We start from the raw sequence: 20,864 nt of genomic DNA, 5'->3' as shown, positions 1-20,864 counted from the left end.
GGCCAGCACTTCATCGAGGCCTACTACGGCAAGGGCGTGGACAATCTGGTTCCCGCCGCCATGAACCCGGCGGCCGCCAAGGCTGCTGCCGCAGTAGCGATGAGCGCCGAGGCGGAGCCGGCCCTGAAGATGGACTTTCCCGAGGAGGAGGCAAAATGACGATCACCGCTGAGAAACCGCTGGTGCGGATCGAGGGCCTTCACAAGTACTACGGCCAGCACCACGTGCTGCGCGGCATCGACCTGACCGTCAACCAGGGCGAGGTGTCCGTTGTGATCGGGCCGTCCGGTTCGGGCAAGTCAACCATGCTGCGCTGCGTGAACCTGCTGGAAACCATCAGCGCCGGGCGCATTTCCGTGGGCGGTCAGCTGATCGGCTACCGCGAGATCAACGGCAGGCTCCATGACCTCAAAGTAACGGAGATCGCCGCCCAGCGCCGTGAAATCGGCATGGTGTTCCAGCGGTTCAACCTTTTCCCGCACAAGACAGCCTTGTACAACATCATGGAGGCGCCCGTTCAGGTCAAGGGCCAGTCCCGCGCCGCAGCCAGGAAGAAAGCACAGGAGCTGCTGGACCGCGTGGGACTGGCGGACCGTGCCGACCACTACCCGTCGCAGCTTTCCGGTGGCCAGCAGCAACGGGTGGCGATCGCCCGGGCCCTGGCCATGGAGCCGGAACTCATGCTCTTCGATGAGCCCACCTCCGCCCTTGACCCCGAGCTGGTGGGCGACGTCCTGAATGTCATGAAGGACCTCGCCAAGTCCGGCATGACCATGATCGTGGTGACCCATGAGATCGGCTTTGCCCGGGAAGTGGGCGACCGGCTGACGTTCATGGACGGCGGCGTGGTGGTGGAGACCGGCGATCCCCGTGAGGTCCTCGCCAACCCGCAGCATGACCGCACCAAGGAGTTCCTCAGCCGGGTCCTCTAGGACCCGCGCTACGCCTCGCGCCTGACGATGCGCAAATGCCCTGCCGCTACCGGGATTCCGCCAGCGACAGGGCATTTGCGCGTCGTGGGGCGGGTTGAGCGTCATGGTTAGCCTGCGGAGCGGGTTCGACGGCGGGGCACACCGTCCGCGGTCAGCTTCCTCTCCAGTCGCCCGGCTGTCAAACAGCGACGCGCTACTTGGGGTCGCCTGAAATGTGGAACGGGATGGTTGTGATCTTGGACGCGACTCCGATGGCTTCGAGATCTCGTGCATCAATCGTGCCATCGACGTTGGCGTCCGGCACGAGGCTCGGGGCATCGTTGTAGATCCCGTCGTGGTTGAGGTCGGCGATCACAGCGACGGTCAGAGTGCTGTCCACGTCCTGACCGGCAATCGGGGCGCCGACGATCCAGGAATCCCAAATTTCAGCGCCCTTTTTCGAGCGGTCGGTCACGCCGGTGAGATTGAACAGGTTGGCCAGATTCGTGCCGGGACCGGAGAAGCCCTTGATGGTGCTATTGGTGGTGGAGGCGAGGACAACGAGGCCCGGCAGACGATCATCTTGGCCGGTGGAGAACGACCCGGGAAAGGGCGCCGTGTTCGCATGCGCGGCGGGCCCGGTGAGCTGCAGACCGGTGAAACCTGCTGCGGCCAGGCCGCCGTCGTACCGCACACTCAGATCGACGAACCAGCCAGCACCAGCGATCCCAGCGTTATCGCCCTTTCCAGGGGCAAACACCTCGATCTCCACTGGATGCTTTTCCGATGCGGCAGGGACAGACTTCTCCGGCGTCGGACTCGCACTTGCAGCGCCGGCCACTATCGCGCCCAACACCCCCACAGAGCCAACGACAGCGGCAATTCGACGGTTACTGAATTTCATCATGATTCTTCCTCGGCTCGGCTTACAGATGGAGAAGTGAATATTTCGGCGCCAAAGACCGGCTCCAGCCATAACGACGAGGGATTGGGTCGGTTCGTTCACTTACAATCAAACTCTCCCCGCCGTACCCGGGCCAAGCGGGCTCCGTTCAAGGCGCACGGTGAACTCGTTCATGGAACGAAGATCCCAGCCATTGAACACCGACGCCATGCCCCGAAGCCTCGATGTGGAGAACTCTGACGATGCGCATTTCGTTCTGCGACGCGCAGATTTCTTACGCGGCAGGGTATTCCGTATTCGGGCGTCGCCGGGCAAGATGCGCGTCGTGGGGCAATTTGCGCGTCGCCAGGCAAGATGCGCGTCGAAGCAGGGGCTACTCCCCTACCGGCACCCCGGCCACGGCCGCGCCCACGGCAGCCCTGATGCGGGCGTGCAGCTCGCGGAGTCCGTGCCGGTCCGTGCGCACCTCGATGATGATGCGGCCCTGCCACGGCTCCGCAAGGGCCGTGGCGAGCTCCGCCGTCGTGCTGACGTGGCGGTGGGCGACGCCGTACGCCGCGGCGAGGGCGGCAATGTCCACGCTGTGCGGGGTGCCGAAGAGGCGTTCGACGGCGTTCCCGTAGCGGCCCGAGGAGTCGACGGCGCCGTGCTCCAGGAGCCCGAAGATGGCGCCGCCGGCGTCGTTGAGCACCACGATCCGGAGCGCTGGCTCGGCTTCCCCGGCACCGAGGAGGAGTCCGCCGGCGTCGTGCAGGAAGGTGACGTCGCCCAGCAGCACGGTGGTTTCCTGCCGGCCGCCGAGGGCGATGCCGGTGGCGGTGGCCAGGGTGCCGTCAATACCGGACAGGCCGCGGTTGGCGAACACGGTGGCCTGTGGCTCCGTTGCGGGCCCGCCGGCGAGGTCGACGTCGCGGATGCCGTTGGAGGAGCCGAGGACCAGCTGACCGCGCGAGTGTTCCCAGACCAGGGCGCCCACGGACGGCCCGGTGGCAGCGGCGGTTCCGGCCAGCACGGAATCGACGGCGTGCTGAGCGGCGGCCCCGGCCAGCAGCCAGGCATCCAGCCAGGCCGCGGAGCCGTGCCCGGCGAAGTCAGCCAGGTCCGCCAGGGTCTCCAGCGGCAGTTCGGCGCGGCGGCCGGGCTTGTACCAGGCCACCGGAACCGGCTGGTACAGGGCCGAGGGGACGTCGGCGCGGGCCAGCAGGGCACTGACGGGCCGGGAGAGCGTGGGCCGGCCGAACAGCACGACGCGTTCGATCGGCTGCGCGGACTCGGGTCCGAAGTGCTCCAGCAGCAGCCGGTAGGGGCCCACTGCGTTCGGCCCGAAGCGGGCGTTGGAGGACGGTTCGGCGAGCAGCGGCAGCCGGTGGGCGCGGGCAAACGCCTCGGCGACCGGTCCGGCGTCGTGCCCGGCCAGCACGACGGTGCGCCGTTCCGGCAGGCCGGTGTCGGCGGGCGGGAAGTCCAGGGCCAGGGGGCCTCGGGCGGTCCGGTACACCCGGCGGCCGGACTCGGGCGGGAGCCGCTCGCCCGGGGCCGGGACCAGGGGGTCGCGGAACGCCAGGTTGAGTTGCACGGGCCCGGGCGGGGTGTCCTCGAAGGCGCCGGTGGCCGCGCTCAAGGCCGTCTCCACGGCCCGCTGCGGGTCGTGGCCGGCGGGGACGTCGACGGCGAAGCGCACGTGGTCGCCGAACAGGTCAAGCTGCGCCGTGGTCTGGTTGGCGCCGGTGCCGCGGAGTTCCTCGGGCCGGTCCGCCGAAATGACGACGAGCGGCACCGCGGCGTGGTTGGCTTCCATGACGGCGGGCAGGAGATTCCCGACGGCGGTTCCGGAGGTGGTGAGCACGGCGGCCGGCGCACCTGTTGCCAGGGCGAGGCCGAGGGCCGTGAACCCGGCGTCGCGTTCGTCGATCCGGACCAGCAGCTCCACGCGTCCGGCGGCGTCGGCCTCGGCCAGTGCGTAGGCCATCGGCGCGGAACGCGAGCCCGGCGCCACGGCCACGTAGCGCACCCCGGCGGTCAGCAGAGCCGCGACGGCGATGCGCGCGGCGTCCAGTGCGCCCAGCTCGTCGGGCTCGGGCAACGGCGGGGTACGGGAATCTGCCGGCGTTGCGGCGTTCTCCGGGTCCAAGGGGTCAAGCGGGTCCAGCGGGTTCTCGGAAGTCACCAAACCAGTCTGCCACCAACCCGACGCTCCCTCAGATCCCGCGCCCAAACCCCGACGCCCCCTCAGATCCCGCTGCCCCAAACCCCGAGGCTCCCTCCGATCCCGCTGCCGCCAACCCGACGCCCCCTCAGATCCCGCTGCCGCCAACCCGAGGCTCCCTCCGATCCCGCTGCCGCCAACCCGACGCTCCCTCAGATCCCGCTGCCCCAAACCCCGACGCTCCATCAGATCCCGCTGCCGCTGTGCAGCTTGTGAGGGAGCGTCGCCGAAAAACACCCCGAACGTGAGGGAGCGTCGAGAGGACGGGAGGCCTACATGTTCTCCGGCGTCTCGATGCCCAGCAGTTCCAGGCCGCCGGAGAGCCGGCGCAGCACCAGGGCGCAGAGGGCAAGCCGGGACTCCCGGACCGATTCCTCGGCCTTGAGCACGGGGCACTGGTCGTAGAAGGCGGTGAAGAGCTGCGCGAGTTCGAACAGGTAAGTGCACAGCCGGTGCGGCTCGAGCAGTTCGCCCACCCGCTGCAGGGTGACCCCGTACTCCAAAAGGTGCAGGGCGAGCGCCCGTTCGGCGGGTTCGACGACGGCGATCGCCGCCGCGGGGGCCGCGGCCGCCACGGTCGCCGTCGGGCCGGCGCCGGTGTCGGTTTCGGCGGCACCGGTACCGGCACCGGGCGCGAGATGGTGTTCCAGCACGCCGGCCTTGCGCAGGATCGAGCGGATCCTCGCGGCCGCGTACTGCACATAGGGTCCGGTGTTTCCGCTGAGGGCCAGCATGCGGTCGAAGTCAAAGACGTATTCGGTGTCGTGCCCCACGGAAAGGTCCGCGTACTTGACGGCGCCGATCCCCACCTGCCGGGCGGTCACGGCGCGTTCCGCCGCCGTGAGCTCGGGCCGGCCGGCGTCGATGACGGCGCGGGCCCGGTCCACGGCCTCCTCCAGCAGGGCCATGAGCTTCACCGGGGCACCGGAACGGGACTTCAGGATCTTCCCGTCCTCCCCCAGCACGTTGCCGATCTGCACGTGCACGGCCTCCACCGTGGCCGGCAGCCAGCCGGAGTCGCGGGCCGTGGCCATGACCATCCGCAGGTGCAGGTTCTGCGGCGCGCCCACGACGTAGAGGATACGGTCGGCCTCGAGCTCCCGGACCCGGTACCGGATGGTGGCGAGGTCGGTGGTGCCGTAACCGTAGCCGCCGTCGGACTTGCGGATGATGAGCGGCAGCGGCTGGCCGTCCCGGCCGGTGAACCCGGCGGGGAAGGTGCAGAGGGCGCCGTCGCTGACCCGGGCGATGCCGAGGTCCTCAAGTTCCTGGCACAGCTGCGCCAGATGCGCGTCGTAGGAGCTTTCACCGGCGATGTGGTGGTCCGTGAGGCTGATGCCGAGCTTGGAGTAGATCGCATTGAAGTAGCGCTTCGACTGGGCGACGAGCCGCTGCCAGACCGCGAAGGTCTCCTGGTCGCCGCTCTGCAGCGCGACCACGCGGAGCCTGGCCCGGGTGGCGAAGCCGTCCTCGTCCGTGGCGGACGCGTCGAACTTGGCGCGGGCCGCCTGGTAGAAGGCGCTGGGGTCATCCACCAGCAGCGCCGCCTCCGGCGAGTCCTCCCCGATCTCGAGCCAGTGCTCGATCAGCATGCCGAACGGGGTACCCCAGTCGCCGATGTGGTTCTGCCGGATGACGGTGTCCCCCAGCGCCTCGAGCACCTTGACGAGGCTGTCGCCCACCACGGTGGTGCGCAGGTGCCCGACGTGCATCTCCTTCGCGACGTTGGGAGAGGAGTAGTCGACGACGACGCGCCGGGGTTCCGCGGCAGGCGCGGGCGCGGCGCCGGCAGACGCGGCGGCACCGGCAGCCGTGGACGCCTCGTCGTTAAGCAGCTCCTCGATCCAGGTGCCGTCGAAGGTGAGGTTGATGAAGCCCGGCCCGGAGATCTCGACAGCGGTGCAGATGCCGTCCAGGTCCAGGGCCTCGACGATCCTCGCGGCGGCGTCCCGCGGCGGCATCCCGACCTTCTTGGCCAGCGCCATGGCGGCGTTGATCTGGATGTCCGCAAACTGCGAGGGCCGGACCACCGGATCCGTTCCGCCGTACTCTTCGCCGAACGCGCTGGCAATCGCTGCCTGGACTCTGGGGACAACCAATTCGGCCGGATTATTCACACTGTTCAAATTATCAGTTCAGCCCGCGCCCCGACGCTTCCACCTCCCGGGCACAGCCGAACGCTCCCCACCTCCCGCCGTCGTGCTGGCAGGAGGTGAGTGAGCGCCGGAGGGTCAGGCGCCGGTCCGGAACACCTGGACCACGGACGGACGCGGGGCGCGCGCCTGGCCGGGCTTCGGCGTCGCGCCGGCGGCGACGTAGTCCGGGAAGTAGGAGTGCTGCTCGGCGAAGGTGCCTTCCTCCCCCGGGTGCTGCACGGCAACGAATACGGTCCGTTCGTCGTCGTGGATGACCGGGCCGCAGGTCTCGGCGTCGCGCGGGACGGCAAGGAACTGCTCCACCTTGCCGCGTTCCGCACCGTCCAGGGTCACCTTGAAGAGCCCGTCGGCGTAGCCGATGCTGGAGGGCGCACCGTCAGTGGAGATCCACAGATTGCCCACGGAATCGAAGGCCACGTTGTCCGGGCAGGAGATGGGCGAGACCTGGCTGGCCGGGAACCCGGCGAAGTAGGCGGCGGAGTTCTTGGCCGGATCACCGCAGACCATCAGGAGGTTCCAGCCGAACGTGGTGGACGTCTGGTCTCCGGTCTCGGTGATCTCGACGATGTGGCCGTCGCGGTTGAGGGTGCGCGGGTTGACCTCGGTGGCCCCCTCCTTGCCGGGCTTGCCGCGGTCCGCGTTGTTCGTGCAGACCACATAGACCTTGCCGGTGTGCAGGCTGGGCTGGACGTCTTCGCAGCGGTCCATCTTGGTGGGACCCACCTTGTCTGCGGCGAGGCGGGTGTACACCAGCACCTCTTCCACGGACATCCCGGCCACTTTGGACTGTCCGCCCACCACGAGGGGCAGCCATTCACCGGAGCCGTCGAAGGCTCCGTCGGCCGGAAGCTTGCCCGAGCCGTCGAATCCGGCTGCCGGGGAGTTCCCCGTGAACTTGGCGACGTACAGGTCACCCTCCGAGAGCAGCGTCAGGTTGTTCTTGCGGTCCTCCGCCGTAGCGCCGGGCCGGTACGTGCCGGCCGAGACGAACTTGTACAGGTAGTCGAAGCGCTCGTCGTCGCCCATGTAGGCCACCACGTGGCCGGACTTGGCGACGATGACGTTGGCGCCCTCGTGCTTGAAGCGGCCCATCGCGGAATGCTTGCGGGGCGTGGAGGAGGGATCGAACGGGTCCACTTCCACGATCCAGCCGAAGCGGTTGGCCTCGTTCTCGTACCCGGGGTTGCGGGTGTCGAAGCGCGGGTCATCCAGTTCCCACTGGCGAGCGGTGGGCTTGCTGGTCAGGCCGTAGCGCTTGTCGGAGTCAGAGGTTCCGGGCGCGGCGAAATAGCCGTTAAAGTTTTCCTCGCCGGAGAGGATGGTGCCCCACGGGGTGGTGCCGCCAGAGCAATTGCCCAGGGTGCCCTTGATGGCCCGGCCAGAGGGATCGGCGGCGGTCTTCAGGAGCGCGGATCCGGCGGCCGGACCGTCGAGATCGTAGGTGGTGTCGGTCAGGAAGCGGCGGTTCAGTCCGGCGCCCTGGACGTAGCTCCAGGGCTTGTTCTTGTTCTTCCGCTCCAACTCGACCACGCTCAGCCCGTGGGCCGCCCGGCCGATCGCGCGGGTCTCGGCGGCGTCGAACCCGGCCGGCAGCATAATGGACTCATTGGTGTATTCGTGGTTCGTGAAGAGCACGGCCCGGCGGTCCTTGGAGCCATCGATCGGCAGGATGTCCGTGTAGTCGTTGTTGTAGCCGAACTGGCGGGCCTGCGCAGCTGCGCTCTGGTGGTCGATGTCGAAGGCCGGCGAGTCCTTGAAGAGCGGGTCGCCCCAGCGGATGACCGGCTGCCAGGTGAACCCGGCGGGGACGGTGAGCTGGTCCACGGCGGCGTCCACCGGAGCTATAGCGGCGAACTGCAGCTTGGATTTTCCAAACCCGTCCTTAGCGGCAGCGGCGAGGCCCGGGCCGCCGTCGGCCACCGCGGGTCCGGCGGAGCCCAACGAACCGCCGAACGCTACGGCGAGCGCGCCGGCGGCACCGAAGCCCAGCGCGGCACGGCGGGACATGGTGGCGGAGGCGATGTCACGGAAGTAGCTGTTGGAGCTGGTATTGCAGACGTCGCCCGAGCAGGCGTTGTCGCATTTCAGCGCGCACGTGACAGGGCTGCGCTTGCCTTTGGTGTGGCCGAGCATGGGGAGCAGGGAAAACTTGCGTCCGGAAGAGACAGACATGGAGAGACCTTCCATGGGAGTGAGATGCGGTCCCGGCCACCCTGCCAGTCACGGGCTACCGAGAGACGTCTCCCAGATGAAGACCCGGTGAATTCACCGCCGGAACGCGCAGACCGGAGGAAGCGTCAGTCGAACGCCATCGAACCCACGAATCTTGGGAGCGTCTCAGGGGCGGGCCAAAGCCAGCGCTGCGTGGACCCGGCGCAGCCGGTCCAGCCACCAGTCCCGGCGCTCCGGCGCAGCGGCATGCTCGGCCAGCAGCGCCGGATCGGCGGCTACGTCGCGGAGCCGGATGGCGCCGTCGTCGGGCACCAGCGGGTCCCGGCTGACATCGGCGGCGAGCAAGGACACGGTCCCGAGCCCGCAGGCGTACTGCAGCTCCGGCAGGGCAGCGGCGAGCGCCAGTCCCGCACGGATCCCCACCGAGGTGTCCAGGGCGGAACTGACAACGGCGGGGAGCCCGGCCTCCGCCACGATGTCCAGGGCGCGGCGCACTCCCCCGAGCGGCGCCACCTTCACCACGATCAGGTCCGCGGCGCCGGCACGCGCCACCTTGAGCGGGTCGTCCTCCTTGCGCACGCTCTCGTCCGCGGCGATGAGCAGGGGGATCCCGGCCGCCCGCAGCCGGCGCCGGACTTCGGCGAGGCCGGCGATGTCGGGCACCGGCTGTTCGGCGTATTCCAGTCCGACGGCGGAGAGCCGGGTCAGCGCCTCGACGGCCGCCGGGACATCCCAGCCGCCGTTCGCGTCCACCCGGATGGCGGCCTCCGGCAGCGCCGCCCGGACCGCGGCGACCCGGGAAACGTCATCCGCCAGGCTTTGGCCGTGCTCGGCTACTTTGACCTTGACGGCGTCGACCCGGCCGAAACGGGCCAGGATGTCCGGCACCCTCTCTGCCGTGACCGCGGGGACAGTGGCATTGACCGGGATGCTGCTCCGCAGCGGCTCCGGGAATCCCTGCCAGCCGGCCTCGATGGCGGAGGCGAGCCAGCGGGAGGCCTCCGGGTCGCCGTACTCGGGAAAGGGGCAGAATTCGCCCCAGCCCAGCGGGCCGCGGAGCAGGAGGGCCTCACGCTGCAGGATGCCGCGGAATTTCACCCGCATCGGCAGGCTCACCACATGGGCACCGGCCAGGAGCTCGTCCAGCCCGGGGAGCTGCGCCGCACGCGAGGGCGCGGGATTCATGGAGGGATTCGAAGACGGCGGGTCCGCATGGCTGAGCATCTTTTCACTCTACTGCGGCCCGCCTGACCTGCCGCCCGCGTGACCGGCGGCCGAAGAACGAGCCCCGTGCCTTGAGCGGGCTGGCGTTGACTGGGGGTGAGTCGCCTACTTTTCAGGAGACTCGTCTCGGCCGGCCCGCTCAAGGAGCACCATCCCGGCGGAGAATCCGTCCGGTAAGCACGATTCTAGAAACCGGCCACCGACGCGGCACGAGTAGGGACTACCTGTCTTATCGTGGGGCGCTACGCCTGCCCCGGGTGCCGCAGCTCCCAGACATCGGCCGACGCCCCATGCGGCAATTCGAGCTGCCACACCTCACCGCCTGCAGGGTAGGCGCGCAGGGTGGTGGTCACCGAACCGTGGCGGTAGGCCTCCATGATCGAAGCGTCGATGAAGATCCGGAGCTCATCGCCGCCGGCCACTGCCTCGGTGAACACGGTCCGCTGCCGCCGGGCCGAGCTGAGGACGAGCCTGATCCGCCCCTCACCCCCGGTCACGTGGGCCTCGGCGTGCAGGGGCAGGGTCAGGGTTCCGGCGGCACCCGTGTGGTGTTGGGCGCCGCGGTAGGCCCGGAGTTCCGGGGCCGGCTCGACGGCGAGAGCCCCGCCGTGCGCGGAGAGCTGCCGCGGAAACGTCAGGACTCCGGCCCAGCCGGCGTCGTCGGTCTGCTCCGGGCTGCGGCCCGGCCGGTCCTCGCTGCCCGTCGATTCCGGGGACCAACCCCAGAGCAGGGTCCGCTCCGGCAGCGGCAGGATCTGCGGCGCATAGAAATCGCGGCCAAGATCGGCCTTCCCGCCCGTTTCCGGGGCGAAGACCGGCAGCCCGGCCAGCCCCGGGGCGAGCGCACCGAGGAGATAGCCGACGCCGTTGGGGTGCTCGTGGTGGTCCGTGGAAAGCCACAGCGAGGTCATCAGCAGCCAGGTTTCCGCCCCGGACGAGTCCGGGACGCGGACCAGCTGCGGACACTCCCAGATCTCCGCGGGCAGGTGCCGGGCAGCCAGCGGATGGTCCGAGCTGAACCAGATTCCTTCATACTTCCAGCTGCGCAGATCGTCCACGCTGTAAAGCAGGACGGCCGCCCGTCCCGATGCCAGCCCGGCACCCTGGAGCGCGAAGCGCCGGCCCCGGAAGCGGAAGATGAACGGATCACGCACAGCAGTGATCCGGGGGTCCGGGGGTACCCCCGCTGCCACGTGCCCGTCCTGCGTCCACGTGGCCAGGTCCTTGGAGCCCCGCGCCAGGACGACGCGGGAGTTGCCGCCCTCAGACTCGAGGCCGGAGAAGGCGGCGGAGTAGGCGGCGGTGGGGACTCCGCCGTCGTCGGTCACCACCCCCGTCCAGCAGCCGAGCGCCTCCGGCCCACCGGGCTGGGGCCGGAGCGCGACGGGTTCCTCCTGCCAGCGGACCAGATCCGCAGAGCTCAGGTGCCCCCAGCAGATGCCGTGATGCCGAGCCGAGTCCGGGTTGTATTGGAAGAACACGTGGTAGCGGCCGTCGACGTAGCTCAGGCCGTTCGGATCGTTGATCCAGCCTTTCCCCGGCCTGGCATGAAAGCGGGGGAAGGCAGGATCCGGATGATTCGGCACGGTGTCCATGGCCACACACTACCCGCGCGCGGGATGACAGGACACGGCCGTGCCGGGCGGAATCATTGCGGTGAAATGCCCTCGGATGCCGCCTCGACACAGCCTGCCCTCAGGCGGCTCGCAGAGTTTTATGGGAACCTGATTCGGATGAGTTTTCGCCAGGAACACCCAAGCAGTCGCCCGGCTGCGGGGTACCCGCAGCCGGGTTCGGCCTCCGCCCCGACCCGCCCCGGCACGACCCGCCCCGGCAAGGGGATGGGCAAGGGGATGGGCAAGGGCACCGGGGCGCTCTTCCTGCTGGCCTCCCTGGCCTGCCTGGCCGCGCTCGCCGTGACATATTACTTCTTCGTCCGCACCACCACGGGACAGTTCATCGACGAATCGGCGCTGGTCGAGGCCGTCGAGATCCATGGCACCGCGGGCAAGGCCGCCAATAAGCTTCTTGACTGGCTGCCGGCCCTGTCCGTGCTGATCGCCACCGTCGTCATCCTCTTTGTCGCCGTCCTGCGTCGGCGCTGGGCCGCGGCCGGGATCGCGGTGGCGGCCTGTGTGGGCGCCAATGTGGCCACCCAGGTCCTCAAGGACATTGTGCCGGTCCGGCCGTACCGCGGCATCGAGACACTGGAACTGAACTCCCTGCCGTCGGGCCACACCACGCTGGCGGCGTCCGCCGCCGCCGCCGTGTTTCTGGTGGTCTCGCCGCGCTGGCGTCCGCTGGCCGGCTTCCTGGGCGGCAGCTTCGCCGTCGCTACCGGCCTGTCCACCCTCATCAACCAGTGGCACCGCCCCTCCGACGTCGTGGCCGCCTTCCTCGTGGTGGCGGCGTTCATGCTCCCGGCCGGCTGGCTGATCATCCGCACCGGACCGCGCTGGAATGTCTGGACCGGCTACGGGGAACACTGGGCGGCCTCGCGGCTCTGGCTCGCGCTGCCCGTGCTGGCAGGACTCGCCGCGGCCGCGCTGGCCAGCTACTCGCTGCTGCAGATCGCGCCGGGCCCGGGACAGGAAAGCAGCGCCACCAACTACTTCTGGGCCGGGACCTCACTGATTGTGATCAGTGGGTACCTCGCGACGGTTGCCGGTGTGTGGCTGTTCGGACATGCCGCACGACGGCGGAGCGCGCCGCGGCGCTGAGCGGTCAGTAGTTCCGGCGGTGCTTGAGCCGGGGAATGGTGACGGCGAAAACGGCCGCGGCGGCGAAGCCGAGCACGCCGGTGGCGCCCACCCCGGCCCCGAGCGAGGCGACGGCAGTCACCCCTGAAAGCAGCACGGGCCCGCCGGTGGCGCCGGCGTCGGCCATGAACCGCCAGACGCCGAGGAACTGGCCGCGGCCGTTGTCGGGCGAGAAATCGGCGCCCAGGGTCATGTTCAGGCCGGAGCTGATGCCGTTGCCGAAGCCGATCAGGAGCGCCGCGAGCAGCAGTCCCACAAAGCCGGTGCTGAGCGGGATCAGCAGCATCGCCGTCCCCATGATCAGCGTGGAGGGGACCGCGACCCATTGTCTGCCCTTGCGGTCCATGAGCTTGCCGGCCGGGTAGAAGACCAGCATGTCGATGGCACCGGAGAGCCCGTAGATGAGCGACGCCTGGGTTGCATCCATCCCGAGATGTTCAGCCCAGAGCGGGATCACCACCTGGCGGGAGGCACGCAGCGCGCTGAGCAGCAGCACACCGACGCCCACGGTCAGGAAGACCCCGGAATGGGACACGGCCACGCTGCGCAGTGTCGCTGGTTGCGCGTCGGCGCCGGCCGTCGGCACGGGCTTCGCCACGAGGTCCGGGATGGTCACGGACAGTGCCGCCGCGGCGGCCATCGCCACGACGCCGGCCCAGTAGGCGCCGGTGATGCCGGAGAACTGCATCACCGCGGCGCCGATGAACGGGCCGATGAAGATGCCGATCCGGGTGACGCCGCCGAGGGTGGACAGGGCACGGGCCCTGAGGATCACCGGCACCGCCTCGGTCAGGTACTTCTGCCGGGCCAGGCTGAAGACGCTGGCGGCCATCCCGACGACGAGCATCGCCACTGCGAGCAGCCAGAGCCCCTCGGGCACCTGCGCGGAGAGGGCCGCCCCGGCCAGCGCGATGGCACTGGCAGCGGCCGCACCGACGATCGCCCAGCGCTCGCCGAACTTCAACGTGATGAGCGAGGCCGGCAGGTTGAAGAACCAGGATCCGAGCCCGATCAGCGTCACGATCAGCGCGGCTACGGCCACCGAGGCGCCCAGGTCCCGGGCGGACAGCGCCACGACCGGAAGGATCGCGCCTTCCCCGATGCTGAACAGCAGGGCGGGGCCGAACGCGGGAACGGCGATGCTGCGGAGGCTGAACGGCGCGGGGCGTGTAGTGGTCATCCCCTTCATCCTAGGGGCCGAACAAACGCGGCTGCCCCGGCAACCCGCCCAACTGGCTAGCAGTTGTTGTCGTTTGGAGCGCTCTAAACGACAACTACTGCGAGTCAGTCGGGTGCTGCCAAAGCCCCGGTCTAAACGTACCCGTCCACGATCGCGGCGGCGATTTCCCGGTAGGCGCGCCGTGTCTCCGGGCGGAGCACATCCAGGGTGACCAGGTCGCCGTCGGCCACGCCGCGGTCGTGCGGGACGGCGATGAGCTGCCGGCAGATCCCGGACAGGTGGTCCTCGATCGCGTCCTTGTCCACCCGGGAGGACACCTCGTCCTTGTCCGTGATGACGACGACGGCGTTGCGCGCCAGTTCCTCGTATCCGTGGCCTGCCAGCCAGTGCAGGGTGCTGCGGGCCCGCTTGGCGCCGCTGACGGCGTAGCCGGCCGCGATGATCAGGTTGTCCGCGGACTGGAGGATGCCGCTCATGGCGTTGTGTGTGACGCCGGTGCCGCAGTCGGTGAGGGCCACCGAGTAGTAGCCGGAGATGAGTTTGCGGATCCGCAGGTACTCCCCGGCCGTCAGGGAGTCCGAGACCTCGGGGTCCTGCTCTCCGGCGATCAGGTGGAGCCGGCCGGCATGGTGCATGTACCGGGCCAGGGCGGTGAGCGATTCGACGGACTCGATGTTCTGCAGCAGGTCGGTGATGGTGCGGGGACTCTGCTGCTGGTAAATACCCTCGCCGAGGGCACGCTCCACAAGGTCGCCGGAGTCAGGGTTCGCGTCGATCGCGCACGGCGGGTCCCCGCGGAATTCGGCAAGGGTCAGGCCGACGCCGACGGTGGTGGAGGTCTTGCCGATGCCGCCCTTGAGGCTCAGGACGGCGGTGTTGTAGCTGCCTTGGAGCTGGCGGGAAATGCGCCGGGCCAGCTCGTCTTCCTCGCGCTGCCTCGCGCTCGGGCCGAGATTGAGGCCGCCGCCGGACATTTTATAGAGGGCGCCGCGGAAGCCGCCGACCGGCTTGGGCTTCTGTTCGCGGACGAAGAGGCCGGGTGAGCTGATGAAGTCCGGAACCGGAGCCGTGGCCAGGGCGGCAGCCCGGCCGGCGGTGCGGGTGGAGCGGCCCGGCTGGGCGGGGACGGCGGGCGCCGTCTCCGGGGCAGCCGGCATGGCCGAACGTCGGGAGACCGGGCCGGAGGTCCCGGGGTCCGGATCCACGGCGGCGACCGACGTCGGAGGTTCGGCGGGTGGCAACGGGGCCGCCGGGTCCTGGTGGATCACGGCGGCGGAGCCGGGGTCGGTGGATGCATTGCGTTCGTCGGCTGCTTCGGCGGCCTCGGCCCAGGAGCTGAGGCGCTTCGGTTCGGCGCGGTCGGTGGCTTCGGCGGGGGTGGTGTGAGGATTGATGACCGGCATGGTTCCTGTCCAGGCAGCTTCGTCACCATCGGCACGACGCAAGTCGCGCCGGCGGCGGGTTTCAGGCTGCCCTGAGTTGTCAGTAGTGGCAGCTGAATTGTCTTCCACCGATTCGGGCATCGTTGATTTCTCCCAGGACTCACAGCGGGGCACGCTGCGGCGCTTGTTTGACGTCGTTCAAAGGGCAAGTCTAGGCGCAGCTGTGAGCACCCTTATCATCCCGGGGAAATTGCGGGCTTCAGTGCTGCGCCCGGGTCTCCTGCAGGCGCCTGATGAACCATCGTGACTGCTCAGGGCCGTAGGGAAGGATCGGGATGGCCTTGGTGGCGTCGTCGGGGGTTTCCCGCGTGGCCTGAATCGCCTGGCGCACGGCGGTGCCCATGGTGTTGGCCATGGTCTTGACGAACTGGTCGCTGCAGGGTTCCCCATGGCCGGGAACCAGGAATTCATAGCGGTGGCGCAACGCGGACACGTGCCGGAGGGCGTCCGCCCATTCCTCGGGGTACGAGTCTTCAAACGAGGGGTGCGAGCCCTGTTCCACGAGGTCACCGGTGTAGAGCGTGGTGGCTGTTCCGACGAGGAGGTCCCCGTCCGTGTGGCCGCGTCCCAGGTAGAACAGCGTGGCGGTCTGGCTGCCAAGATCGACCAGGACGGGCTGGTCCTTCACGATCGCGTTCGGAACCACGAGTTCGACGTTGTTGCCTTCGCCGGCGGCCATTTCCGGCTCCTCGGCAGCCACGGCGCGGCGCTGGAGGTCCCCGTTCTCTTCGATCTCCGCGGCGCAATTCGCGTGCGCCCAGAACTCCGTCACGCCGTCGTCAGCGAAGACGGCGTTGCCGAAGAAGTGGTCATAGTGCGCGTGCGTGTTGACGACGACCAGCGGCAGCCCGGTCTTGGTCCGCACGGCCTCCAGGATCTCGCGTCCCTGGCCGGGCCCGCCGCCGGTATCGATCACCATGGCGCGTTCGGTGCCGACCACCAGGCCGGTGTTGAGGAGGGAACCTTGGGTTGTCAGGACGTAGTTGTCCGGGCCAACCTCGAGCCATCGTGACATTAAATCTCCGTATTCCGACAGTATTCCGGCACTTTTCCGACATTGTTCCGGCGCCGCTGGTGCGATGTTCTGCCCTCGATTGTACCCATCCCCGGCTGACAAGTCCCGGAGGGCATGCCCGCCGTTGGGAACCCAACGGGAAGCCATCGCCGCGGGCACCGCCGCCGTGTAGCCTGTGGCTACTTCGGTTGTTCCGACGCGGAATTGGAGGTGGCTCCCGATGGAATCCGGCACGTCACTGGAGCGGATGGTGTTCTTCAGCGATGCCGTCTTTGCGATCGCGCTGACGCTCCTGGCCCTGGACCTGAAGCTGCCTGCCGGCATTCCAGCGGAGCAGGTGGACGATGCCCTGGTCGCTGCGTTGCCGCAACTGCTCGCGTATGCACTGTCGTTCCTCATCATCGCCAGGACCTGGATGTCACACCATTCCGACTTCGCACGGATCCGCCGTTTCAATGTGAACCTGGGCCGGCTGAATCTGGCCCTGTTGTTCTTCATCGCCATGCTGCCCGGTCCGACGTCTGTGCTCAGCCAATACGGGGATGACCCCACGCCCTGGCCGAGTGTTCTGTACGCCGCCAACATCGCCGCGGTCTACCTGACCATGGCGGCCATCTGGGGGTACGCCAGACACGCAGACCTGATGGAGCGGGAAATGGACCCCGACGCCCACCGGAAGGTATTCAGCATCCGGCTGGCCGGGGCACTGGTGTTCCTGCTCTCGATTCCGGCGGCGTTTGTCCTCAACGCCTACACACCGTTCCTGTGGCTTCTGCTCGTGCCGGCGTCGTGGGCGGCCCGCCGCCTTCCTGCCTGACCGGTGGCCCAGGCCGGCTTCACATGTCCGCGAGCGCCGTCCCCGGATTTTCGATCGCGTCGGCGACGTAGCGCAGGAAGCCGCCGGCCGTTCCACCGTCGCAGACACGGTGGTCGAAGGTGAGGGTCAGTTCGGTGACCTTGCGGACCGCAAGTTCGCCGTTGACAACCCAGGGCTTGTCGATGATCCGTCCGACGCCGAGAATTCCCACCTCGGGGTGGTTGATGATCGCGGCGGAACCGTCCACGCCAAACACGCCGTAGTTGTTCAGTGTGAACGTGCCGCTGCCCAGCTCCGCCGGGGTCGCCTTGCCTTCGCGGACGACGGCGGTAAGCCGGCGGATCTCGGCGTCCAGCTCGCGGGCGCTGAGCTTGTCCGCGTTGCGCACGGAGGGCACCATGAGGCCGCGGTCGGTCTGCGCCGCGAAGCCGAGGTTGACGCCGTCGAAGGCCACAATCTCCTGCATCGCGCCGCCCGTGGTGTCCTCGGTGGTCACGATGCGGGTGTTGAGTTCAGGGAACTTCTTCAGCCCTGCGGTGACGAAACGCGCGATGAAAGCAAGCAAACCGGGGGTGTTGTGCGGGTCCGCCTTCTTCAGGGCGGCCCGCATCTCCACGAGCGCCGTGGCGTCCACGTCCACCCACACCGTGGCTTCCGGGATCTCGGAACGGCTGCGCGCCAGGTTCGCCGCAACGGCCTTCCGCACACCGCGCACGGCAGTGCGCCCGGAAATGCCCAGCCCGGTGCGTGCGTCGGTGTCGGACGCCGCGACAGCCTCACCCACGGGGCGCTCAGCCACTGTGGGCGGCTTGATGACAGCCTCGACGTCGCGCCGCATAATGAGCCCGCTGGCCCCCGAGCCGTGGAGTCCCCCCAAATCAACCCCATGATCGCGTGCCATCCGCCTAACCAGCGGAGAAATAACAGCGCCCAGCTTCCCAGGCACCCGGGTCCGCATCAGCAGCAGGTCATCGGCAGCCTTCTCCGCCTCAGAAATCTGGCTCCCGGCACCCAAAGTCCGGACGGGCTCCACCGCCGAAGACTTCCGTGCCCGAGTCCGCCGAGCAACCCCAGGCCCGCCAGGAGTCCCATACCCAATGAGAACATTCCCGGACCCAGCCTTCTCCTCTTCGCGGTACACCTCAGCGGCAACAGCAGCAGGCGCGTCAGCAACATCAGCAGGCGACGAACCCGCAGACCCAGCCGCCGCAGGCAATGCCGTCCCGGGAGTGGCATCGGGCCTGTCGGAGCCGGCAGCATCGTCCGCAGGACGATTGCTGTCCGGCGAAGGGGCGGGGGCGGCATTGCCTGTGGCGGCGCCACCAGCGGCATCATCCGCGCCGGCCCCACCGGGGGCGGCATCGCCTGCGGCGGAGACCGCGCTTGAAGCAACGGAAGCACCGATAGGCGTCACCGAGATCAGCGGCGTGCCGACGTCGAGCGTCTGGCCAGGTTTGCCGTGCAGCACGGCCACGGTGCCGGCGTACGGGGAGGGCACCTCCACCATGGACTTGGCCGTCTCCACCTCGGCGATCGGCTGGTCCACGCGGATCTCGTCGCCCACGGCCACAAGCCAGCTGACGAGTTCGGCTTCGGTGAGTCCTTCGCCGAGGTCCGGGAGGAGGAATACTTTCGGTTCGCTCATGGTCGGTCTTCCCACTGGAGGTCGTCAACGGCGTCGAGGATGCGGTCCACGCCGGGCAGATAGTAGTGCTCAAGTTTCGGCGCCGGGTACGGCACATCGAAGCCGGTGACCCGGCGGATCGGCGCGGCGAGGTGATGGAAACAGCGTTCCTGGACCCGGGCCACGATCTCGGAGGCCACGGAGGCAAAGCCGTGCGCCTCGGCGATCACCACGGCGCGGCCGGTCTTGCGGACCGAGGCGCAGACCGTCTCGTCGTCGAACGGCACGATCGAGCGGACGTCGATCACTTCCAGCGAGCGGCCTTCCTCGGCAGCGGCGGCCGCGGCGGCGAGCGCCGTGGGGACGGACGGCCCGTAGGCGATCAGCGTGGCGTCGGTGCCGGGGCGGGCGACGGCGGCTCGGCCCTCGGAGGAGGTCCCGCGCTCGGTGTTCGCCGTGTGCTCGGCGCGCAGCGCGTCCAGGTCCACCTGGTCCTTGGACCAGTAGAGCTTCTTGGGCTCCATGAACATGACGGGGTCGTCGGAGTCGATGGCTTCGCGGAGCATCCGGTAGCCGTCCGCCACGGTAGCCGGGGTGAAGACCTTCAGCCCGGCGGTGTGGGCGTAGTAGGCCTCGGAGGAGTCGCAGTGGTGCTCCACTCCCCCGATCCCGCCCGCATAGGGCACCCGGATGACCATGGGCAGCTTCACAGCGCCCTTGGTGCGGTTGTGCATCTTCGCGACGTGGCTGACGATCTGTTCGAAGGCCGGGTAGGCGAAGGCGTCGAACTGCATCTCGATGACCGGGCGCATGCCGTTCATCGCCATGCCGACCGCCATGCCGACGATGCCGGACTCGGCGAGCGGGGTGTCGAAGCAGCGGCCCTGCCCGAAGGTCTCGGTGAGGCCGTCCGTGATGCGGAAGACGCCGCCGAGCATGCCGACGTCCTCGCCGAAGACCAGGACCGAGGGGTCCGCGTGCATGGCGTCGGCCATGGCGGTGTTCAGGGCCTTGGCGAGGGTGATGGTCTGCGGGCCGGTTCGTTCGGCGGTGGCTGCAGCCTTGGCCGCGGCCCGGGCGGTGGCGGAGCTGACGTTGCCGTTCGCTTCGGACGAGGTGGTGATGGTGGGGCTCATTTCGCGGCCTCCGTCTTCGATACGGCGTCGCGGGCGAGCTCGTCGGCGAGCAGGGCGGACTGTTCTTTCAGCTGCGGGGTGGGGGTGGAGAAGACGTACTTGAAGAGGTCCTGCGGTTCCACCGGGACGTCCTCACCCAGGCCTTCGCGCAGCTGCGCGGCAACCGCTTCGGCCTTCTCGGCGATCCGGGCAGTACCGCCGTCGTCGAGCAGTCCGCGGTCCGTCAGGTAGCTCTTCATCCGGCTCAGCGGGTCCTTGGCCACCCATTCGGCGACCTCGCTGTCCTGGCGGTAGCGGGTCGCGTCGTCGGCGTTGGTGTGGGCCTGCATCCGGTAGGTGTGGGCCTCCACCAGCAGCGGTCCGGAGCCTTCGCGGGCGAGCTTGACGGCCCGTCCCAGCACGGCCAGCAGGGCCACCGTGTCATTGCCGTCCACGCGTTCGCCGGCCATGCCGTAGCCCACGGCCTTGTGGGCCAGCGACGGCGCCACGGACTGGTGCGCCAGCGGCACGGAGATCGCGTACTGGTTGTTCTGGACGAAGAAGACCACGGGCAGGTGGAACACGGCGGCGAAGTTCAGCGCCTCATGGAAGTCGCCTTCGCTCGTGGCTCCGTCGCCGCACATGGCCAGGACCACGGCGTCCTCGCCGCGCAGCTTGGCGGCATGGGCCACCCCGACGGCGTGCAGCAGCTGGGTGGTCAGCGGGGTGCACTGGATGCCGACCTTGTGCTTGGTGGGGTCGTAGCCGCCGTGCCAGTCGCCGCGGAAGAGTGTCATGGTCTGGACGGGATCGACGCCGCGGGCCATCACGGCAACCGAATCGCGGTAGGTGGGGAACATCCAGTCGCCGTCGGACAGGCAGAGGGCAGCGGCAACCTGGCAGGCCTCCTGGCCGTGGCTGGAGGGGTAGACGGCCATCCGGCCCTGGCGGACGAGGGCGGAGTTCTGGTCATTGACGCGGCGTCCGACGACGAGCTGCTCGTAGGCGGCCATCAGTTCGTCATCGCCGGGGAGGCTGTACTCGTGGCCAGCCTGGGCGCCCTGCTCGGTGTGGAGGTTCAGGGTGCCATCGGGGCCGACCATCTGGATCTGGTGGCGGGCGGGCAGCATGTAGTCCTCCGCCGTGATGCCGAACTTGCGCACGGCCTCGCTGGCTGGATTTTGCTGCGCCGCCTGCCGCGCGTGTTGCTGTGCAGTGTGGTCTGCGGAGATCGTCATTGGTCCGTCCTTCTGTAGCCACTATTCACTCCCAGTATGCTTCCGGACGATGTTTCGTATCCACCTCTGCGCTGAACTGTGGAGAAGTCTCCGAATAAGGC

At 68.8% G+C, this 20,864-nt stretch carries 15 protein-coding genes; 3 read left to right on the top strand and 12 right to left on the bottom strand.

The window, feature by feature from the left end:
- The first annotated feature begins 155 nt into the window (after positions 1-155).
- Complete coding sequence (locus ABIB26_RS14730; protein ID WP_354244473.1) at positions 156-932, top strand: amino acid ABC transporter ATP-binding protein; 777 nt, start codon at positions 156-158, stop codon at positions 930-932.
- A 193-nt stretch (positions 933-1,125) separates the two neighbouring features.
- On the opposite strand, the gene ABIB26_RS14725 is transcribed toward ABIB26_RS14730, so the two are convergent.
- The 6 genes from ABIB26_RS14725 to ABIB26_RS14700 form a co-directional block, all read right to left on the bottom strand.
- Positions 1,126-1,683 (bottom strand): hypothetical protein, encoded by a 558-nt coding sequence (locus ABIB26_RS14725; protein ID WP_354244470.1) that lies wholly within the window; start codon positions 1,681-1,683, stop codon positions 1,126-1,128.
- 505 nt (positions 1,684-2,188) lie between these two features.
- Positions 2,189-3,982, bottom strand: a complete 1,794-nt coding sequence (menD, locus tag ABIB26_RS14720) for a 2-succinyl-5-enolpyruvyl-6-hydroxy-3-cyclohexene-1-carboxylic-acid synthase (RefSeq protein ID WP_502913677.1) — start codon at positions 3,980-3,982, stop codon at positions 2,189-2,191.
- A 311-nt stretch (positions 3,983-4,293) separates the two neighbouring features.
- Positions 4,294-6,120 (bottom strand): arginine--tRNA ligase, encoded by a 1,827-nt coding sequence (gene argS, locus ABIB26_RS14715; protein WP_354244468.1) that lies wholly within the window; start codon positions 6,118-6,120, stop codon positions 4,294-4,296.
- A 132-nt stretch (positions 6,121-6,252) separates the two neighbouring features.
- Positions 6,253-8,349 carry a PhoX family protein gene (locus ABIB26_RS14710; protein ID WP_354244465.1) on the bottom strand — a complete coding sequence of 699 codons (2,097 nt, stop codon included), beginning with the start codon at positions 8,347-8,349 and terminating at the stop codon, positions 6,253-6,255.
- A gap of 165 nt (positions 8,350-8,514) precedes the next feature.
- Entirely contained in the window at positions 8,515-9,534 is a 1,020-nt protein-coding gene (locus tag ABIB26_RS14705; RefSeq protein ID WP_354244462.1) for an o-succinylbenzoate synthase, read from the bottom strand.
- A 281-nt stretch (positions 9,535-9,815) separates the two neighbouring features.
- On the bottom strand, positions 9,816-11,168 hold the full coding sequence (locus ABIB26_RS14700; RefSeq protein ID WP_354244459.1) for a glycoside hydrolase family 32 protein: 1,353 nt from the start codon (positions 11,166-11,168) through the stop codon (positions 9,816-9,818).
- Positions 11,169-11,414: 246 nt separating this feature from the next.
- On the opposite strand from ABIB26_RS14700, the gene ABIB26_RS14695 reads away from it, so the two are divergent.
- The gene (locus ABIB26_RS14695) at positions 11,415-12,293 is read left to right on the top strand and encodes a phosphatase PAP2 family protein (protein WP_354244491.1); all 879 of its coding nucleotides are present in this window, start codon (positions 11,415-11,417) and stop codon (positions 12,291-12,293) included.
- Between the two features lie 4 nt (positions 12,294-12,297).
- On the opposite strand, the gene ABIB26_RS14690 is transcribed toward ABIB26_RS14695, so the two are convergent.
- The 3 genes from ABIB26_RS14690 to ABIB26_RS14680 form a co-directional block, all read right to left on the bottom strand.
- A complete protein-coding gene (locus ABIB26_RS14690; RefSeq protein ID WP_354244456.1) occupies positions 12,298-13,512 on the bottom strand; it encodes an MFS transporter in 1,215 nt (404 codons plus the stop codon).
- Between the two features lie 131 nt (positions 13,513-13,643).
- Complete coding sequence (locus ABIB26_RS14685; RefSeq protein WP_354244453.1) at positions 13,644-14,915, bottom strand: MinD/ParA family ATP-binding protein; 1,272 nt, start codon at positions 14,913-14,915, stop codon at positions 13,644-13,646.
- A 238-nt stretch (positions 14,916-15,153) separates the two neighbouring features.
- Positions 15,154-15,969, bottom strand: coding sequence for an MBL fold metallo-hydrolase (locus ABIB26_RS14680; protein ID WP_354244450.1), 816 nt, complete (start codon positions 15,967-15,969; stop codon positions 15,154-15,156).
- Between the two features lie 220 nt (positions 15,970-16,189).
- On the opposite strand from ABIB26_RS14680, the gene ABIB26_RS14675 reads away from it, so the two are divergent.
- On the top strand, positions 16,190-16,786 hold the full coding sequence (locus tag ABIB26_RS14675) for a TMEM175 family protein (protein ID WP_354244447.1): 597 nt from the start codon (positions 16,190-16,192) through the stop codon (positions 16,784-16,786).
- A 19-nt stretch (positions 16,787-16,805) separates the two neighbouring features.
- Here ABIB26_RS14675 and ABIB26_RS14670 read toward each other — a convergent pair whose 3' ends face one another.
- From ABIB26_RS14670 to pdhA, 3 genes are read right to left on the bottom strand one after another with little or no spacing between them, the layout of a single operon-like run.
- Positions 16,806-18,431 (bottom strand): dihydrolipoamide acetyltransferase family protein, encoded by a 1,626-nt coding sequence (locus ABIB26_RS14670; protein ID WP_354244445.1) that lies wholly within the window; start codon positions 18,429-18,431, stop codon positions 16,806-16,808.
- The gene (locus ABIB26_RS14665; RefSeq protein ID WP_354244442.1) at positions 18,428-19,546 is read right to left on the bottom strand and encodes an alpha-ketoacid dehydrogenase subunit beta; all 1,119 of its coding nucleotides are present in this window, start codon (positions 19,544-19,546) and stop codon (positions 18,428-18,430) included. Before ABIB26_RS14665 ends, ABIB26_RS14670 begins: the two co-directional genes overlap by 4 nt.
- Positions 19,543-20,763, bottom strand: a complete 1,221-nt coding sequence (gene pdhA, locus ABIB26_RS14660) for a pyruvate dehydrogenase (acetyl-transferring) E1 component subunit alpha (protein WP_354244439.1) — start codon at positions 20,761-20,763, stop codon at positions 19,543-19,545. Before pdhA ends, ABIB26_RS14665 begins: the two co-directional genes overlap by 4 nt.
- Positions 20,764-20,864: the final 101 nt, after the last annotated feature.

Source organism: Arthrobacter sp. UYEF20 (assembly GCF_040546335.1).
GTDB lineage: Bacteria > Actinomycetota > Actinomycetes > Actinomycetales > Micrococcaceae > Arthrobacter.
Note: the sequence above shows the minus strand (reverse complement) of the source record. Positions and strands in the feature narration are given on the sequence as shown.

What these genes read in the sequence shown, in the direction of transcription:
- ABIB26_RS14690 (WP_354244456.1), bottom strand. Translation starts at nt 13,512, where the DNA reads ATGACCACTACACGCCCCGCGCCGTTCAGCCTCCGCAGCATCGCCGTT.
- pdhA (WP_354244439.1), bottom strand. Translation starts at nt 20,763, where the DNA reads ATGACGATCTCCGCAGACCACACTGCACAGCAACACGCGCGGCAGGCG.
- ABIB26_RS14675 (WP_354244447.1), top strand. Translation starts at nt 16,190, where the DNA reads ATGGAATCCGGCACGTCACTGGAGCGGATGGTGTTCTTCAGCGATGCC.
- ABIB26_RS14695 (WP_354244491.1), top strand. Translation starts at nt 11,415, where the DNA reads ATGGGCAAGGGGATGGGCAAGGGCACCGGGGCGCTCTTCCTGCTGGCC.
- ABIB26_RS14685 (WP_354244453.1), bottom strand. Translation starts at nt 14,915, where the DNA reads ATGCCGGTCATCAATCCTCACACCACCCCCGCCGAAGCCACCGACCGC.
- ABIB26_RS14730 (WP_354244473.1), top strand. Translation starts at nt 156, where the DNA reads ATGACGATCACCGCTGAGAAACCGCTGGTGCGGATCGAGGGCCTTCAC.
- ABIB26_RS14680 (WP_354244450.1), bottom strand. Translation starts at nt 15,969, where the DNA reads ATGTCACGATGGCTCGAGGTTGGCCCGGACAACTACGTCCTGACAACC.
- ABIB26_RS14710 (WP_354244465.1), bottom strand. Translation starts at nt 8,349, where the DNA reads ATGTCTGTCTCTTCCGGACGCAAGTTTTCCCTGCTCCCCATGCTCGGC.
- ABIB26_RS14670 (WP_354244445.1), bottom strand. Translation starts at nt 18,431, where the DNA reads ATGAGCGAACCGAAAGTATTCCTCCTCCCGGACCTCGGCGAAGGACTC.
- ABIB26_RS14665 (WP_354244442.1), bottom strand. Translation starts at nt 19,546, where the DNA reads ATGAGCCCCACCATCACCACCTCGTCCGAAGCGAACGGCAACGTCAGC.
- ABIB26_RS14705 (WP_354244462.1), bottom strand. Translation starts at nt 9,534, where the DNA reads ATGAATCCCGCGCCCTCGCGTGCGGCGCAGCTCCCCGGGCTGGACGAG.
- ABIB26_RS14700 (WP_354244459.1), bottom strand. Translation starts at nt 11,168, where the DNA reads ATGGACACCGTGCCGAATCATCCGGATCCTGCCTTCCCCCGCTTTCAT.